Genomic DNA, 16615 nt, shown 5'->3' with positions numbered 1-16615 from the left:
GCTTTGTTTAGTTTAAAAATATTGATTATTGCAGAACAAAAAATAAGGAGCGGTTTTGCCGCTCCTTATTTTTAATATTATTTTAAGTCTGTCTGACTCTATGCACCAGGAAGTTTAAATTTTGTGGTGAAAGACATGAGTTTAACAGATGTATCTGAGAGCGAACTTGCGATATCTGAGAAATCACGCACCAGCTTTAGAACTCTAAGCGAAACTCTGTTAACCTCTTCCATAGATGTAACAACTCTAGCGGTAAGTATTCTCTGACCTTCAGCAGAGGTGTCAATTTCGGAGATGATTCCTCCGATATTCTTTATTGTATCTTCAACCTCTTTGAAGACGTTTGCTGTATCAGTTGCCATCTTTGTTTCTGATTCAACATAGCTTGTTTCTTGCTCAAGATGCTTTGTAACCTCATTAGATTCAACCTGAATTGAGTTGATTATGTCACCAATCTGTTTTGTAGCTTTTGAGGATCTTTCCGCGAGGTTTCTGATTTCCTCAGCGATAACAACGAACCCCTTGCCCTGTTCACCTGCGCGTGACGCTTCAATAGAAGCATTAATTGCAAGCAAGTCCGTTCTGTTTGATATCTCAGTAATGAGCTGTGATATTGTGCCAATCTCCATAAGCTTTTCCGAAAGGTATTTCATACGTTTGTTAATAGCCTGAATAGTAACTCTGATAAGCTGTATACCGTCAATAGACTCAAGCACAGTCTTGTTGCCTCTGTTAATTGATCCAATAGCTTCCTGAGATATTTTCTGTGCAGTTTTGGTTTTATCTATAATAGCAGCTGACGATAAAGACGCTTCATCAACAGCGCCTGCAGCCTTTTTAACTTCAACCATCTGCTTTTCAGCATCCTGCTCCATCTGTTTTAGAATGCTGAGAATTCTAAGTCTTTCCTTGTTCATATCTTCAACAGAATTTTTAACCCTGACGATAAGGTCAGAAAGACCCTCGATCATAAGATTAAATGCGTCTCCTATTGAACCGAATATGTCAGGAGAAACCTCAGCTTTCTGTGTTAGATCTCCTTCAGAAGCTGTACTAAGAAGCGTTAGGAAGTGAACGATATTTTCCTGCATACGCTTTCTTTCTTCGTCAGTTTGAATGAACTGGACTATCCTGTCCATCGAATCATTGAATGCTTCGGCAATGTCTGTAAATTCGTCATTTGTCTGTATATTAATTCTTTCCTGATAATTACCTTCTTTAATATGACCCATAACTTTTTCGATCTTATTAAGAGGACTTACAATAATTCTTCTTACCCAGAAAACATTTAAAGCCAATATGAATATAAGACCCAAGCCTCCGCCAATAACAATAGGATATGATTTAATAATTGCCGGAATGTCAAGCAGAGGAACGCTGATTGCTATTACTCCTCTGATGTCGCCTTCCTTGTAACCAAATGCCTTTTGATCGCCGTATTTTTCAATAACCTCTTTTGGAGCGTCTTCTACCTTACCATGGCATTTTAAACATGATTTAGCTACAAAAAGCGGCTGAGAATAACGATATACCTTAGTTTCAAAAGCTTCTGTATAAGCTAGTTTTTTATTCTTTTTGAATTCAACTATTGAACCGAGTTCAAAACCATCAGGCTTATTAAGAGGGTTTCTGTACTCATCACTGGTAACCCTGAATGTTGTGCCTTTTGTGATTTTTGAATAGATTTTTGCAAGTTCCCTTGTTGCAAGCGCAGGGTTTTTTGAATAATATGCCTGAGTGACATTTGTGTTTTTGTCTTTTTTTGAAGTGAATTCAACTTTTGCAAGAAAATCCTGAAAATCAGGGTGCAGATTATTAACCCAGACAACCCCGGTGTTTGCAACCCAGGCTCTGAATGCAACAACTTCGTCAGCAACTGCTATAGCTGAATTTCGAAGTTGTATTTTATAAAGAGTATACCCAGTGTATCCAAAGATAGCCAAAACGAATATGGATGATATGACATAAACTATCATGAATTTTTTCAGAAGATTTTTTCTTTGAGTAGTTTTGGTTGTCTGAACAGTCTGTTTTTTCATTGCGCCTCCAGTATAAATGCTTCTTTATTTTTTATAAATTTAAATGATTCGTTAATTATATTTTTTAATGGTTGAGTTTGATATTTTAGACAAACAAGTGCAGTCTTGGTTAAAACATGGCTGGCAAAACATAAATTGGCGAAATCTATATTGTTCAGATTCCCTCCCTATGGTTAAAGATTAACCCAGTAAATGCTTTATTGTCAAGTGGTTGTAAAGTTTTTTTAAGCTAAAACAGCACATTTTTTAGAAAGCTTTGAATAAGGCCATAAGATAAATTTAATACACTATTTCCAAAGATGACATGATACTAATCTGCTGTTAATATTGCGCAGTTCAGGGACAATATTGTCACATGGTTCAAATTTTTTTGGACATCTTGGATGAAATGGACAACCAGGAGGAATATTAATAGGACTTGGCACCTCTCCGTCAACCAGGGTCTTTTTGTCAAAGACAGGGTTAATGCCAGGCGCTGATGAAAGCAAAATCTCAGTATAAGGGTGCAAAGGTTTTTTGAATAAATCTTCTGTTTTTGCATGTTCGACAATCTTCCCGAGGTACATAACTGCAACATCATCACTGAAATAATTAACAATCTTAAGGTCATGGCTGATGAATAGAAATGCGATTTTTGTTTTGGCCCTTAATTCCTGCAGGAGATTGATCATCTGTGCCTGAATGGACACATCAAGTGCTGACAATGGTTCATCAGCAACAATAAGCTTTGGATTTACAGCAAGCGCTCTGGCAATGCAGATTCTCTGTCTCTGCCCGCCGCTGAACTCATGCGGGTAACGGCTGAGAACATCAGGATTAAGCCCGACATTCCTTAGTAAATCTGCAGATGCATTTTTAAGCTCATTTTTTTGAACCAGGTGATGTATTTTTAATGGTTCTGATAAGGTATCAAAAACTGTTCTTCTTGGATTGAGAGAAGCAAACGGATCCTGAAATACAATCTGCACTGATCTTCTGAATGCCTTAAGAGAATTCCCATTCAGTCCTGAGATGTCTTTTTCATTAAAAAATATTTTCCCATCACTCGGAGGAGTAAGTTTTAGCACAAGCCTTGCGACTGTTGATTTTCCACATCCGCTCTCGCCGACCAGTGCAAATACCCTGTCAGGCTGTATGGAGAAATCAATGCCGTCAACTGCCTTTAAAATTAGATGGCTTCCAGCAATTTTTTTCTTAACTTCAAAATATTTTTTTAGTCCTTCAACTTTTAAAAGTTCCATGGTCTCAATTGATCTCAGATGCTCTTATGCATCTTACCAGGTGTGATTCATTTGAATTTTCAAATAATTTAAGCTCAGGTTCTTTAACCTTGCATTCAGGTATAACAAATCTGCATCTATCAGCAAATTTACAGCCTGGAGGCATATTGTCATAGTGAGGAACAGACCCTGGTATCGGGTTAAGCGGTTTCCCCTTTTCTTTTGGAAGTGAATCAAGCAGTCCTAGTGTATATGGATGCCGCGGCCTGCTGAATAGTGTTCTTACGTCTGCAAGCTCAACAATTCTTCCTGCGTACATTATTGCAACGCGTTCTGCGTTTTCTGCAATGATCCCAAGGTCATGGGTGATAAGGAGTATTGACATCTTTTTTTCATCTTTTAATCTATTTAGTAGAGCAAGTATCTGAGCCTGTATTGTGACGTCGAGCGCTGTTGTCGGCTCATCAGCTATGAGCAAAGCAGGATTGCATGCAATAGCCATTGCGATCATTACTCTCTGTCTCATCCCTCCTGACAACTGATGAGGATACTCCTTGAGCCTTATTTCGGGAGAAGGTATTTTTACGTATTTCAATAAATTCAACGACCTGTCAAGAGAATCTTTTTTGGAAAGTCCAAGATGTGTGGTCATTACCTCAGAAATCTGATACCCGATCGTGAGCACAGGATTGAGCGATGTCATTGGTTCCTGAAATATCATTGCAATCTCTTTCCCTCGAAGTTGTCTCATTGATTCTGCATCAAGGCTGAAAAGATTTTGTCCTCTGAAATCAATAGTTCCTTCGGTATATGCATTGGAAGGAAGAATACCCATTATTGATAGCGCTGTAAGACTCTTTCCGCATCCGCTTTCGCCAACCAGACCGAAGACCTCAGACTCTTTAATCTCAAAAGAAGTATTGGTTATGACATTCACCGGAGATTTTGTTGTTCTGAATAAGACATTGAGAGATTTTATTTCAAGCAGGGTCGCTGCTTTTTGAGTCATCTAATTTCTAGATTCCCTTTTTCTTAAGGATGTGCAGATATGACTGTGCTTCTTTGAGGTTAGGCATCCGCTTAAGCGCATTTTCCCATTCCTGGATTGCACGATCAGTAAGCCCATTCATGTGATATGTCAGTCCAAGCTGTACCCATGCCTGTCCATAATTAGGATTAATTTCTTTTGCTGTTGTGAAGTGTTTTGTGGCTTCTTCTTTAAGACCTTTTCCCCTGTATGCAACTCCCAGTTTTGTATGTACATCAGCAAGTTTTGGATGCAATTTAAGCGCCTTGTTGTATTCTTCAATTGCCTCGTCAATAAGACTGAAATCATAGTAAATATTGCCCAACTTAAAATGCTCATTGGCAAGCTTCCCAGCTACAAAAGGATCCAGTGAAGTTGCTGTTGGATGCGCAATATGAGCTGCTTTTGAAAAAACCTCCTGTGCTTTTATGAACTCACCCAGATCATTGTATGCTATTGCCAGATTAAGAGAAGCCTCGGTGTATTTAGGGTTTATAACAAGAGATTTTTTAAAACAGTCTGCAGCTTCTTTGACGCTGCCTTTCAAGTGCAGGATTATCCCTAGTTTGTTCCAAACATCTGCATATTGGGAATTTAGCTTTATTACTTCCCTTAAAATGCCTTCTGCCTCGGCGTAGTTGCCGCTCTCAAATAATTCAATGCCGTGTTGATGGAGTTCCTGAATATCTGTAGGATTAAGACTCATAGTAAATTAAGTATATTTGTTCAGGGAATCTTTGTCAATAATCTGTATTTATTTGGGATTACAGAGCGCTTGACTAAAGAATTCTTATGAATTACTCTAACTCATAATTACATAATTAATTGGGCGTCAGCTGTTGGTTTTTTGTTGATGACCTATTTTAGGAGGGATTAATGCATTTTTCCACGATGTTGATACCAACACTTAGAGAAGTTCCTGCTGATGCTGAATCAATCAGCCATATTCTTATGCTCAGAGCGGGCTATGTCCGTCAGCTTGCTGCAGGACTTTATATATATTTACCGCTTGGATGGAAGGTTATGCAAAAAATAAACAAAATTCTTAAAGAAGAAATGAACGCAATAGGCGCACAGGAAATTTCAATGCCTATTCTTCATCCTGCTGAGATATGGCAGCAGACAGGAAGATGGTCTGATATCGGGGATGAGATGTTCAGACTCAAGGACAGAACAGGACGAGAGATGTGTCTTGGAATGACACATGAAGAGATCATGACATGGCTTGCATCAGGAGAGATACGTTCATACAGAGATCTGCCTCAGATGTGGTATCAGATACAGACCAAACTAAGAGACGAGGCAAGGCCAAAGAGCGGGATACTGAGAACAAGAGAATTCCTAATGAAAGACAGCTACAGCTTTGATGCTGATGAAAAAGGGCTCGAAAAAAGTTATCAGCTTCATGCAGATGCATATCACAAAATATTCAAACGCTGCGGACTTAAATTTTATCAGGTTGAATCAGATCCCGGAATGATGGGCGGCGCAGGGGCGCATGAGTTTATGGCGCCAAGCCCTGCCGGCGAGGATGAGGTTGCCTTGTGTGATTGCGGATATTCTGTAAATGTCGAGCTCGCAGTATCAATATCTCCCAAAATCAAATTCGAAGACTGGAAATTCGAGGAGATATATACGCCTGAGAAACGCACTATCATAGAAGTTTCGAACTTTTTAAAAACAGGCCCTGAATATTTTATTAAAAGCATACTTGTAATAAGCGACAATGGCCCGGTGCTTGCACTGGTGAGAGGTGATCAGGAATTACACGAGAAAAAACTCATGAAGATTATAGGACAACACAGACCAGCGCAAAAAACAGAGGTAAAAGAAATCCTTGGTGTTGAGGCAGGATTTATCGGCCCTTTGAATCAAAAAGTTCGAATAGTCGCTGATTCATTGCTAAAGGAAGGATGTTATATAACCGGAGCAAACAAACAGCACTATCATGCAAAAGGAATCAGACCTGAAAAAGATTTTAAAGCAGAATGGCATGATATACATCTGGCAAAAGACGGCGATACATGTGTAAAGTGCAATAAAAAACTCAGGATTGAAAAATGCATTGAGATAGGAAATATATTCAAGCTCGGCACAAAATACTCTGTGCCTTTAAAGGCAGTGTATCTTGATGAGAGCGGCCAGGAAAAACCTATTATTATGGGAAGCTATGGAATAGGTCCTGCTCGAATTGCTGCTGCTGCAATAGAACAGAACAATGACAAAGACGGGATCATCTGGCCGAAGAGCATTGCTCCATTTGATGTTCAGATACTGCCATTGAATGTAAAAGACGAAAAGACTATGGAAATTGCTGAGAAGTTTTATAAAGATTTAATGAAAAGCGGAGTCGAAGTATTGATGGATGACAGGGATGAAAGACCGGGAGTGAAGTTCAAGGATGCTGATTTAATAGGTATCCCTATTCATATCATCATCGGCGAGAAGAATCTCAAGGAAGGACTGGTTGAGATAAAAGACAGAAAGACAAAAGAGACAAAGAAGATAAAAGCAGAAGAAGTTGCTAAATTCTTTTCTGCCTGAACTTGTCTTTTCCAAATATTATCAGAAAAAGCAATGCTGATGAAAATGCAGTAATTGAGCCATAGTAAAAAGTTGCCTGAGGACCGTATTTATCCCACAGATAGCCGGCGACAACACTTGCAGGAAAGACTGCGAGTCCCACAAATGTGTTATATATCCCATAGCCTGTTGCAATAAATTTCTCCGGGATAATAGTTCCGAGATACGCCCTTTGCACTCCTTCTGTCATACCCATGAAAACACCATATAGAATAAATAATCCCCATATGTGTTTTTGTTCTGAAGCTGCAGCGAACCCCCAATAAACACATCCAAAAAGAATGAATCCCGCAAGCATGACTCTTTTTCTGCCAATGCGGTCTGATAAAATGCCTGCAGGAAGAGAGGTCAATGCATACACAAGATTAAATGTCAGATAAAGAATCGGGATATGCGTTTCTTTTACGCCGATGTTTGAAGCCCTGAGTATCAGAAAAACATCGCTTGAGTTGCCAATTGCAAACAGGGTTGTTACTAGAATAAATGCCCTATATCTCCAGTCAAAATCTTTTAATGAGAATTTCGGGATTTTGCTGGCAGTGTGTGCAGCTTTTTTCTCTTTGATAAACAAGATGATTATCAAAACTGCAATTATTCCCGGTATCATCGAAAGCCAAAAAACAAGGCGGTAATTGCCTGAAAAAAGCAAAAGTATGATAAAGGCTATTGCAGGGCCTGCGACTGCGCCAAGGGTATCCATTGCCCTATGGAACCCAAATGATCTGCCGAGGTTTTTTTGCAGAGTGGACTCTGCGATTATTGCATCTCTTGGAGCGCCTCTTATGCCTTTGCCGAATCTGTCGACAATACGAAATGCCAGCACATGGCTCCACAGAGTTGAAAGCGCAACAATCGGTCTGCTGAGAGTTGAGATGCCATAGCCTGCAATAAGCAGAATCTTTCTTTTTCCAATCTTGTCTGAAAACCAGCCGGAAAAAACCTTTAATAAACTTGCAGTGCTCTCAGCAATCCCTTCGATTAAGCCGATTACAGATTTATTAACCCCAAGCACAGAGCTCAAAAATATCGGAACAAGGGGATAAATCATTTCAGAACTAAAGTCCATAAAGAAACTTACAAGCCCTGCGAAAAAAACATTTCTTTCTAAACCGGCAATTTTTTTATCAGCCATTATTTTTTAATCCGCTTGTTATTGTGCTGTTAAAATTTTAGCAATATTCATCTTAAAAAGCACATACTGATTTGGTTAAAATAAATTATGCGTGAAAAAGATATGCAAAGGGATATGAAGCGCGCCTTGACAACAGGTGAAGAAGAAATAAAAAAACTCGCATGCCATCCTTCGCCTAAAGTAATAGCAAACATTTTGCAGAATAAAAATCTCACTGATGATATTGTCCTGATTATTGCAAACAGAAAAAATATAACTTCTGAGATTCTTGAGAGGCTGGCGAACGACTTGAGATGGAAAGAAAATCCAAAAATAATTCTTGCCCTGTGTAAGAACCCGAAAACCCCGCAGAGAATCGCTCTTTCATTAATAAAATCGTTGAGAATATTCGATCTAGCCGAGATTGCAAGAAATAAGACTGTGCCGATCAACCTAAGAATAAAAACCGAGGCATTAATAAACGAGAGAATCCCTGCAATGTCTCTCGGAATTAAAAAGAGTCTTGCTAAAATGGCAAGCAGCAATGTTCTTATGAAACTTATTCAGGAGGGGTTGAAAGATGTTGCATCGATATGTCTTGACAGCCCGTATATGACAGAGGCAGTGCTTTATAAGATTATAAACATGGAGAGAATATCGCCTCAGGTTATACGCCTGATAGCAGGACACAAAAGATGGACATGCAGCTACGAGATAAAATGGGCGCTTATCCGTAATCCAAACACCCCGCTTGTATATGCTGTGGATTTTCTAAAAAAATTAAAGAAGACTGATCTGAAGGAGCTTTATTATGCTCCTGAAGTGCCGTCGAGCACAAAACCGCATATTTACAGAGAACTGCTTGAAAGAGGAGAGATTGAGATTAAATGATATAATGTCATGACATGAGCTTTTAATATGAAAAATAAAATCAAAAATAAAAGAATGATTCTTTATCTGACCGCAGTGGTTATTTTGCTTGTTGGTCTGATAAGCGCTGCCCTTATTTATCTTGCTGCTGAGAATGATTCCGGCAATGTTTTGATTGATGAATTTGCGAATTCCAAAAAATATAGGCATGCTTTAGAACTCTATGGAGGAAAGTTGAATTTGATAACGGATTCATTAATGCGCTGGTTTGCGGATTTGTGGCGCGGAGAATCACTCGCATTCACAATCGCATTCATTGCAATCTTCATATCACTCATATTTTTCTATGCGGCCAGACACCTGTCGTTAAACTCAGACAGATCAGAAAATAAAAAATGAGCATATTTTCAAAGCTGCAATTGTATCAACCCCTTTTTTTAAAAGAAAGGTTAAGCTATACTATATTGTTGTGATTATAGTAAGAGAGGACGAATCATGAAAATGAAATCCTTACTCTTGTGTGTGTCTGTAGTTGTTGCAATAATGTTACTTACATCTTGTTCGTTACCCAGAAGAAAAGATCTTGATATATCGTCTTTCAATCAGAAAGTGGCTGTAACTCAAGTGCAGAAAATTACTATTAAATTTGAGGAGTCTGTAGAGGGAAAGTCATTTAAGGAAACTGTTTGGGATAATGTTTCTGGTCCATTTTGGGATATCGAAGAATCACGACAAATAGGATTCACTCAGAACTACAAACCTCAGTTTTTTGCTATCCCCCCGGTACTTTTGCCAGTAGTTGCTGAATCAGGTTTAAATCTAGTCAATACTAGAATACTAATTCCTTTCGGAAATATCTTTTCGGGCATGTTTGAATCGGCAGCAAGCAAAAGCTTTACAGCCTCGCAAATTTGTTTTGATGATTTGTGTATGAAAAAATCATCTGCTCCTGATATTCTCAAAATAAAGATTGTCAAATTTATAGTTTGGGAGTCGCCACTTAATCACCTTAACTTGTACGCAAAGGGAAAAAGTACGCATATGCTTAATGAAAAAATTATTAAAGAATATGAGTTTGAAAAATCAATGCTGTCTCAAAAACTTGGTGGTGTTTTAAGTTTTCATAGAACATTCATGAATGCAATGGACAAACTTACAAACAAATTTTCTGAAGAGCTGACAGCAGAAATACTTGAGAAGGGGTTATAGGAGACAATCATAATATTGCTAAATAGGGACGCGATAAAAACCACCATGCCCCTTTGCTTTATTGCTAAATATTTTTGCAAGAAATCATTTCTTCTTGCTATTTATGCTTTTGCTGGTTTTTTGGCAGTGTTTTTTTCAAATACAATCTTGCCTTTGGAGAAATCCACCTGTACTGAATCACCTTCCTTAAATGTCTTGTCAAGTATCTGAAGGGCCAGCGGGTTCAGTATTTCTTTTTGTAAAATTCTCTTTAGCGGTCTTGCGCCGTACACTGCATCGAATCCTGTTTCTGCAAAGTGTTCTTTTGCAGCATCAGTAAGATTAATGTCGATATTTTTCTCCATGATATATTTTTTCATGCGTTCGATCTGTATAGAGACGATCTGCTTCAGCATATCTTTTGACAATGGGTTGAATATGATAATCTCATCGACTCTGTTTATGAACTCAGGCCTGAAGAATGCCTTGAGGTCTGACATAACTTTGTCTTTGAGTTCGTTTGTATTTTTTTCTTCGCTTGCATCCCAGTGCGCCGCAGTTTTTTTCGCTCTTTCATTCAACAATTCCTGAATGTGAACGCTTCCTATGTTTGAGGTCATGATAAGAACTGCATTTCTGAAATCAACAGTTCTTCCGTGCCCGTCTGTCAGCCTTCCATCGTCAAGAACCTGTAGTAAAAGATTGAAGACTTCAGGATGAGCTTTTTCAACCTCATCAAATAAAATAACTGCGTAAGGTCTTCTTCTTACAGCCTCTGTAAGCTGTCCGCCTTCTTCATAACCTACATATCCCGGAGGCGCGCCGATGAGTCTCGAAACAGTGTGCCTCTCCTGATATTCTGACATGTCGATCCTTACCATCGCGGTCTCGTCGTCAAACAGAAATTCAGCCAATGCCCTTGCAAGTTCTGTCTTTCCGACTCCGGTAGGTCCTAAGAATATAAATGAACCAATAGGTCTGTTCGGGTCCTGAATGCCAGCACGAGAACGCCTTACAGCATTCGAAACTGCTTCTATTGCTTCATCCTGACCAACAACCCTGAGCTTTAACCTTTCCTCCATCTTTAGAAGTTTCTGTACTTCCCCTTCGAGCATTCTCGACACTGGCACCCCTGTCCATTTAGCAACGACTTCTGCAATGTCTTCTTCGTCAACTTCTTCTTTGAGCATTTTTCTTGTTGACTGGGCATTGAGAAGTCTTTTGTTCTCTTTGTCTAGAGATCGCTGAAGTTCAAGAAGTTTCCCGTATCTCAATTCTGATGCCTTGCCAAGGTCTCCATCACGCTCTGCGCGTTCAGATTCGTTTTTAGTATTGTCGAGCTGTTCCTTAATATCTCTTATTTTTGCAATTATCTCTTTTTCACTCAGCCATTGCGCTCTCAGTTCATCTCTTTTAGACTGAAGCTCAGCAGATTCTTTTTTAATCTTTTTTAGTTTGGCTTTTGCATCATCTGAATCTTCTTTCATCACAGCCTGTTTTTCTATTTCGAGCTGACGGAGTTTGCGCTCTATCTCATCCAGTTCAACCGGCATGCTGTCAATTTCCATCCTGAGTTTTGACGCAGATTCATCAATGAGATCTATCGCCTTATCAGGAAGAAACCTGTCTGTGATATATCTGTTTGATAAGATTGCAGCGGATATCAATGCTGAATCTTTTATCTTTACGCCATGATGGATCTCATATTTTTCCTTCAGTCCTCTAAGGATCGATATTGTGTCTTCAACACTCGGCTCTTTTATATAAATAGGTTGGAATCTTCTTTCAAGGGCAGGGTCTTTCTCTATGTATTTTCTGTATTCATCAAGCGTTGTTGCGCCAACGCATCTGAGTTCTCCTCTTGCAAGCGCAGGCTTCAGCATATTAGATGCATCAATTGAGCCTTCAGCAGCTCCTGCTCCTACAACAGTATGAAGCTCATCTATGAAAAGTATTATCTTTCCTTCTGCCTGTTCAATCTCTTTTAAAACCGCTTTGAGCCTGTCTTCAAACTCACCTCTGAATTTTGCTCCTGCGATCAATGAGCCGATATCGAGTGCAATAACACGTTTGTTTTTTAATGTCTCTGGAACATCTCCTGCAACTATCCGCTGTGCAAGTCCCTCGGCCATTGCAGTCTTGCCGACCCCGGGTTCGCCGATCAGAACAGGATTATTTTTTGTCCTTCTTGAAAGCACCTGAATTATTCTTCGTATCTCTTCATCCCTGCCTATAACAGGATCGAGTTTCCCTTTTCTTGCAAGTTCTGTTAGATCCCGGCTGTATTTTGCTATTGCCTGATACTTATCTTCAGGGTTCTGGTCAGTCACCCGCTGTGCTCCTCGTATCTCGCGCATTGCAGACATTGCATTGTCAGAATTTACACCGTATTTTTTGAGAAGTTCTGAACATTTTCCACCGATTGTTATTAGTGCAAGAAGAAGATGTTCGATGCTCACATATTCATCAGTCATGGTTTCTGCCTGCTTGAAGGCATTCTCTGTTGCGTTCTTAAAACGCTGGGATATATATATCTGTCCTGATGGAGTTGCGCCAAGAACTTTTGGAAGCTTATCAATCTCCTGTCCTAGTTCTTTCTGCAGACCGCTAATGTCAACTGATATGCGCTTGAGTATCTGCGCTGCTATTCCAGACGGATCATCAAGCAATACAGAGAGCAGATGCTCAGGCTGAATTTCCTGATTGCCTTTCTGTTCTGCAAATCTCTGTGCATTCTGAACAGCTTCCTGACTCTTTATAGTGAATTTATCAAATCTCATTTTTCCTCCTCTTCATCAGACACATCCGCAAAAAATATTTTCCTCATTCTTTTCTCAAAATCCTGCTTTAAGCCTTCATCCATTAACTGCATCATCTCTTCGGCTTCTTTATGCATTGCATCCAGCCTGTTTCTCATCCTGAGAATTATGTCCACTCCAGCTTTGTTTACTCCCATCTCGCGAGTAAGGCTGATTATAAAATTAAGTTTTTCAACATCGTCTTCTGAATAAAGTCTTAACCGCTTTGTTCGTTGAGGCGATATAAAGCCTTCTCTTTCATAAGTTCTGAGAGTCTGAGGATGTACTCCAAGCATTTTCGAGACAACGCTTATCATATACAGAGGTCTGTTTTTATTTTTCTTGGTCATTGCTTTCTCCGAAAAATAGCTTTTCTTGGATTATCCCTATACAAAGACTCTAGCTCTTTTATCGAATCTTTTGCCTTATCGCTGATGTCTTTTGGAACAGCGATCTTAACGACTACATATTGACTGCCCTTTGAGCCTGTTTTAGGAGAGGGGAATCCTTTGCCAGAGAGCTTGAATTTCTGGCCTCCCTGTGTGCCTTGAGGAATAGTCATTACAGCAATCCCGTCAATTGTCGGCACCTCTATCTTTGCACCTAATGCTGCTTCCCCGAATGTGACAGGAATATCAATGTACAAATCATTTTCTTTTCTTGTGAATAACGGATCATGTTTAACAGTTATCTCTATTCGAATATCTCCCGAAGCTCCTCCGCCTTCTCCGACTCCTCCCATGCCTTTGAGTTTTACAACCGAACCAGTGTCAACACCAGCAGGTATTTTTGCCTTGATTGTCTCTGTCTGAAGAGTTACTCCTCGGCTGTTGCAGCTTTTGCATGTGCGAGTTAACTTCCTCCCTGTTCCTCTGCAGGAAGTACATGCCTGTGACATCTTGAAAAATCCCTTTGAAGCCTGGAGTCTTCCTGTGCCTCTGCATTTATCGCATGCCTCTGAAGACTCTGCTCCTGTTCCATTGCAGGATTTGCATAGCACTTCTCTTGTTACTGTTATCGGACGAGTAACGCCTGTGAATGCCTCTTGAAGAGAGAGTTCGATTCCCACAAGCATATCAACGCCTCTTCGCTGGTACACTTCATGCTGTCTTCCGCTGCCTGTGAAATCAGAGAATATATCTCCAAACCCTCCGTGTTCAAATATATCACTGTAATCAGGTCTTGCACCTTCAGACCATGAACCTCCGGCTTCAAAAGGAGATTTGCCGGACTGGTCATATTCAGCTCTTTTCTTTTCATCGCCAATAACGCTGTAAGCCTCGTTAAGCTCTTTGAACTTCTGTTCAGAGGATTTGTTGCCTGCGTTTAAGTCTGGATGGTATTTGCGCGCAAGTTTTCTGAACGCTTTTTTTATCTCGTCTTGTGATGCGCTTTTGTTTACTCCAAGTGTCTCATAATAGTCTTTTATTGCTGGGGCCATCTTTATATCTCCTATGCTTCATAGCATAGCAATTTAGTCGATTAGTGTCAAGTATTATTAGCCGTAACGCATCATTTAGTATAACTAACTTCTTAGAAATAAACAGTTTTTTAATTTTAATAAGCGATATTCAAACATGCTAAATTCAGAGAGTGTAAATATCAAGAATACTTCGGATGCCCTTTTAAAAAGGGCATCCGAAGTTCAATTGTAAAAAAGTTTTCCTAAAATGCCAGCAGAAGCGGGTGTGTTATGTTAGTGTCTTTTTCAACGATCTGGAGTCTGAGCTGCTTTGCTAATTTTGCTTCTCCTGGGAAGAATATAAATCCAAAGGCCAGACCTTTTGGTTCAACAGGTTTTGCCTGGAGAGACTTTTGTTTCAGGTCATCGATAACAGCCTGTCTAGCACTTCTGTCCTCTAGTCCTTGTGCACCGCCTATTACTGCGCCTCCTGCTGCTCCGACTGCTGCGCCTTTTCCCGCTATTTCAGCAATGTTAGTGCCTGCTACTATTCCTATTGCTGCACCAACTATTGCTCCTGCAACAGCGCCTAAAAATCCGCCGTATGCGCCTTCTTTAAAGACCTGCTTTGTCTGGATATATTTTGTTGCTCGTTCGTAGGCAATATTTGCACTCAGGATTGGCCAGAGATTACCTTCCATATCTTCAAGAAATGTCTGCGAAGCATTAATCTCAAGAGGATGTATACTCTGATTGTCGAAAATTACCTGTACAGGAAGCATACCTGCGCCGCGCACATCAAAACCAAAGGCCTCCTGTGCCTCATCCTTGTTTGCATATGCCTTTGCGGCAATAGTTATGCCGTCTATTTTTTGTGCGTTAGGATATGAGCTCGGAGCCTTGAATGACAAAGGCTGTGCCTTATAGGCTGTGCTGCAAGCAGACAAAAAAGTGATTATTGTAAGAATTGAAATGTATTGAATCGTTTTCTTTCTCATTACTCACACCTCCAGCAAATAGTATTAATATTATATCACCAAATAATCTGATTTCCAGATTCAAAGAATATAATAGATAATTTTAGAAGGGCTGAATTATTCCGCCGCCGATTATTTTATCTTCATGGTAGAAAACTGCTGATTGTCCAGGTGCAGGCGCCCACTGAAGTCTATCAAATTTAACTCTTAGTTTTTCCTGTTTTTTCACAGGAGATATTGTTGCCGGTTCATCTTTCATCATAGATCGGATCTTAACTGTTGCATGAAAGATTCCTGAAGGTTTTTGCATAAGCCAGTTTAGATCATCAACCTCGAATTCCCTGATCTCTGCTGCCTCCTGAGGTCCGACATAAACGATGTTTTTCAAGCCGTCGATCTTTGTTACATATAATGGTTCTAATGAAGAAACTCCCAATCCTTTTCTCTGGCCTATTGTGTAATGACATATGCCGTTATGTTTTCCCATGACCTTTTTGCCTTTTATGTGAATTATATCTCCGGGTTTGTTAGCAAGAGGATGAATTTTATTTATAAATTCAAAATAATTTCGTTCTTCTATAAAACAGATTTCCTGACTCTCTGCTTTCTGTGCTGCCGGCAGTTTAAGGTCTGTTGCGAGTTTCCTTGTATCTTCTTTTTTGAAATTGCCAAGGGGCAGAATGAGTCTTTGCATTTCTGGTTTTTTTAGTCCATAGAGGAAATATGATTGGTCTTTTCTTGTGTCTGTGCCTTTTTTTAAAAAAACTTCTCCGTCATCATCTCTCTCGATCCATGAATAGTGGCCTGTTGCTATGAATTCTGCTCCTCTCTCCTCAGCCTCTTTAAGCAGAATAGGAAACTTTATATGCATATTGCATAGTATGCATGGATTTGGTGTTATTCCTTTTGTGTAACCCTCAGCAAAGGGTTTTATGACTTTTTCTATAAAATCAGACCTTGCATCGAGCGACCTATGAGGTACCCCGATTGCTGATGCTGTTTTTGCTGCATCTTCTATAGACTGCAATGAACAGCATGATTTCAAGTCAGCTCTTACTTGCGGATCCCATAGTTGGAAGCTCAACCCTTCAACCTCAAGCCCGTGTTTTTTAAGGAGGTATGCTGCAATGGAGGAGTCAACCCCTCCGCTCATTCCGACAATTACCTTTGGCATGTTGTATTGTAACCTAAATTTCCAGTTCCTGATGCATCTCTTGCCCCAGTGCTATTGAATTTCTTGGATTTAAAGGATTAAGATTGAGGGAGAATGTGTAGGATGAATTTAGTGAAAAGATGAGAGCATAAAAAAGGAAGTATTGCCAAATTTTAGCCTTGTCTTTTTATATGGCGGTTGGTGTATAATTGTTAACTTATCAACACTTATGAAAATTACAAGCAAA

Annotated in this window: 14 protein-coding genes; 4 read left to right on the top strand and 10 right to left on the bottom strand. The window is 39.7% G+C overall.

The window, feature by feature from the left end; translation table 11 throughout:
* Positions 1-98 precede the first annotated feature (98 nt).
* From LLF28_08055 to LLF28_08040, 4 genes are all read right to left on the bottom strand, one after another.
* Entirely contained in the window at positions 99-2039 is a 1941-nt protein-coding gene (locus tag LLF28_08055; protein ID MCE5195381.1) for a DUF3365 domain-containing protein, read from the bottom strand.
* A gap of 287 nt (positions 2040-2326) precedes the next feature.
* Entirely contained in the window at positions 2327-3280 is a 954-nt protein-coding gene (locus LLF28_08050) for an ATP-binding cassette domain-containing protein (protein MCE5195380.1), read from the bottom strand.
* A 4-nt stretch (positions 3281-3284) separates the two neighbouring features.
* A complete protein-coding gene (locus LLF28_08045; protein MCE5195379.1) occupies positions 3285-4268 on the bottom strand; it encodes an ABC transporter ATP-binding protein in 984 nt (327 codons plus the stop codon).
* Positions 4269-4275: 7 nt separating this feature from the next.
* Positions 4276-4992, bottom strand: a complete 717-nt coding sequence (locus LLF28_08040; protein MCE5195378.1) for a tetratricopeptide repeat protein — start codon at positions 4990-4992, stop codon at positions 4276-4278.
* A 170-nt stretch (positions 4993-5162) separates the two neighbouring features.
* Here LLF28_08040 and LLF28_08035 point away from each other — a divergent pair, with 170 nt between their 5' ends.
* Positions 5163-6830 (top strand): proline--tRNA ligase, encoded by a 1668-nt coding sequence (locus LLF28_08035; GenBank protein ID MCE5195377.1) that lies wholly within the window; start codon positions 5163-5165, stop codon positions 6828-6830.
* Here the strand turns inward: LLF28_08035 and LLF28_08030 are convergent.
* On the bottom strand, positions 6811-8001 hold the full coding sequence (locus LLF28_08030) for an MFS transporter (protein ID MCE5195376.1): 1191 nt from the start codon (positions 7999-8001) through the stop codon (positions 6811-6813). The two genes, LLF28_08035 and LLF28_08030, sit on opposite strands and share 20 nt — an antisense overlap.
* Positions 8002-8088: 87 nt before the next feature.
* Here LLF28_08030 and LLF28_08025 point away from each other — a divergent pair, with 87 nt between their 5' ends.
* The 3 genes from LLF28_08025 (at position 8089) to LLF28_08015 (ending at position 10059) form a co-directional block, all read left to right on the top strand.
* Positions 8089-8871, top strand: a complete 783-nt coding sequence (locus LLF28_08025) for a hypothetical protein (protein ID MCE5195375.1) — start codon at positions 8089-8091, stop codon at positions 8869-8871.
* A 27-nt stretch (positions 8872-8898) separates the two neighbouring features.
* Positions 8899-9249 (top strand): hypothetical protein, encoded by a 351-nt coding sequence (locus LLF28_08020; protein MCE5195374.1) that lies wholly within the window; start codon positions 8899-8901, stop codon positions 9247-9249.
* Positions 9250-9345: 96 nt separating this feature from the next.
* Positions 9346-10059 carry a hypothetical protein gene (locus LLF28_08015; protein MCE5195373.1) on the top strand — a complete coding sequence of 238 codons (714 nt, stop codon included), beginning with the start codon at positions 9346-9348 and terminating at the stop codon, positions 10057-10059.
* Between the two features lie 101 nt (positions 10060-10160).
* Here LLF28_08015 and clpB read toward each other — a convergent pair whose 3' ends face one another.
* The 5 genes from clpB to mnmA form a co-directional block, all read right to left on the bottom strand.
* Positions 10161-12818, bottom strand: a complete 2658-nt coding sequence (gene clpB / locus LLF28_08010; GenBank protein MCE5195372.1) for an ATP-dependent chaperone ClpB — start codon at positions 12816-12818, stop codon at positions 10161-10163.
* Positions 12815-13186: a MerR family transcriptional regulator gene (locus tag LLF28_08005; protein ID MCE5195371.1), complete on the bottom strand. Its 372-nt coding sequence runs from the start codon at positions 13184-13186 to the stop codon at positions 12815-12817. The genes clpB and LLF28_08005 overlap by 4 nt, the downstream gene beginning before the upstream one ends.
* A complete protein-coding gene (dnaJ, locus tag LLF28_08000) occupies positions 13183-14277 on the bottom strand; it encodes a molecular chaperone DnaJ (GenBank protein MCE5195370.1) in 1095 nt (364 codons plus the stop codon). The genes LLF28_08005 and dnaJ overlap by 4 nt, the downstream gene beginning before the upstream one ends.
* 224 nt (positions 14278-14501) lie before the next feature.
* Positions 14502-15236 (bottom strand): hypothetical protein, encoded by a 735-nt coding sequence (locus LLF28_07995; GenBank protein ID MCE5195369.1) that lies wholly within the window; start codon positions 15234-15236, stop codon positions 14502-14504.
* Positions 15237-15318: 82 nt separating this feature from the next.
* On the bottom strand, positions 15319-16389 hold the full coding sequence (gene mnmA, locus LLF28_07990) for a tRNA 2-thiouridine(34) synthase MnmA (GenBank protein ID MCE5195368.1): 1071 nt from the start codon (positions 16387-16389) through the stop codon (positions 15319-15321).
* Positions 16390-16615: the final 226 nt, after the last annotated feature.

It is taken from the genome of Nitrospiraceae bacterium (assembly GCA_021373015.1).
Classification (GTDB): domain Bacteria; phylum Nitrospirota; class Thermodesulfovibrionia; order Thermodesulfovibrionales; family UBA1546; genus JAJFTJ01.
This window is presented reverse-complemented; position numbering and strand designations above follow the sequence as displayed.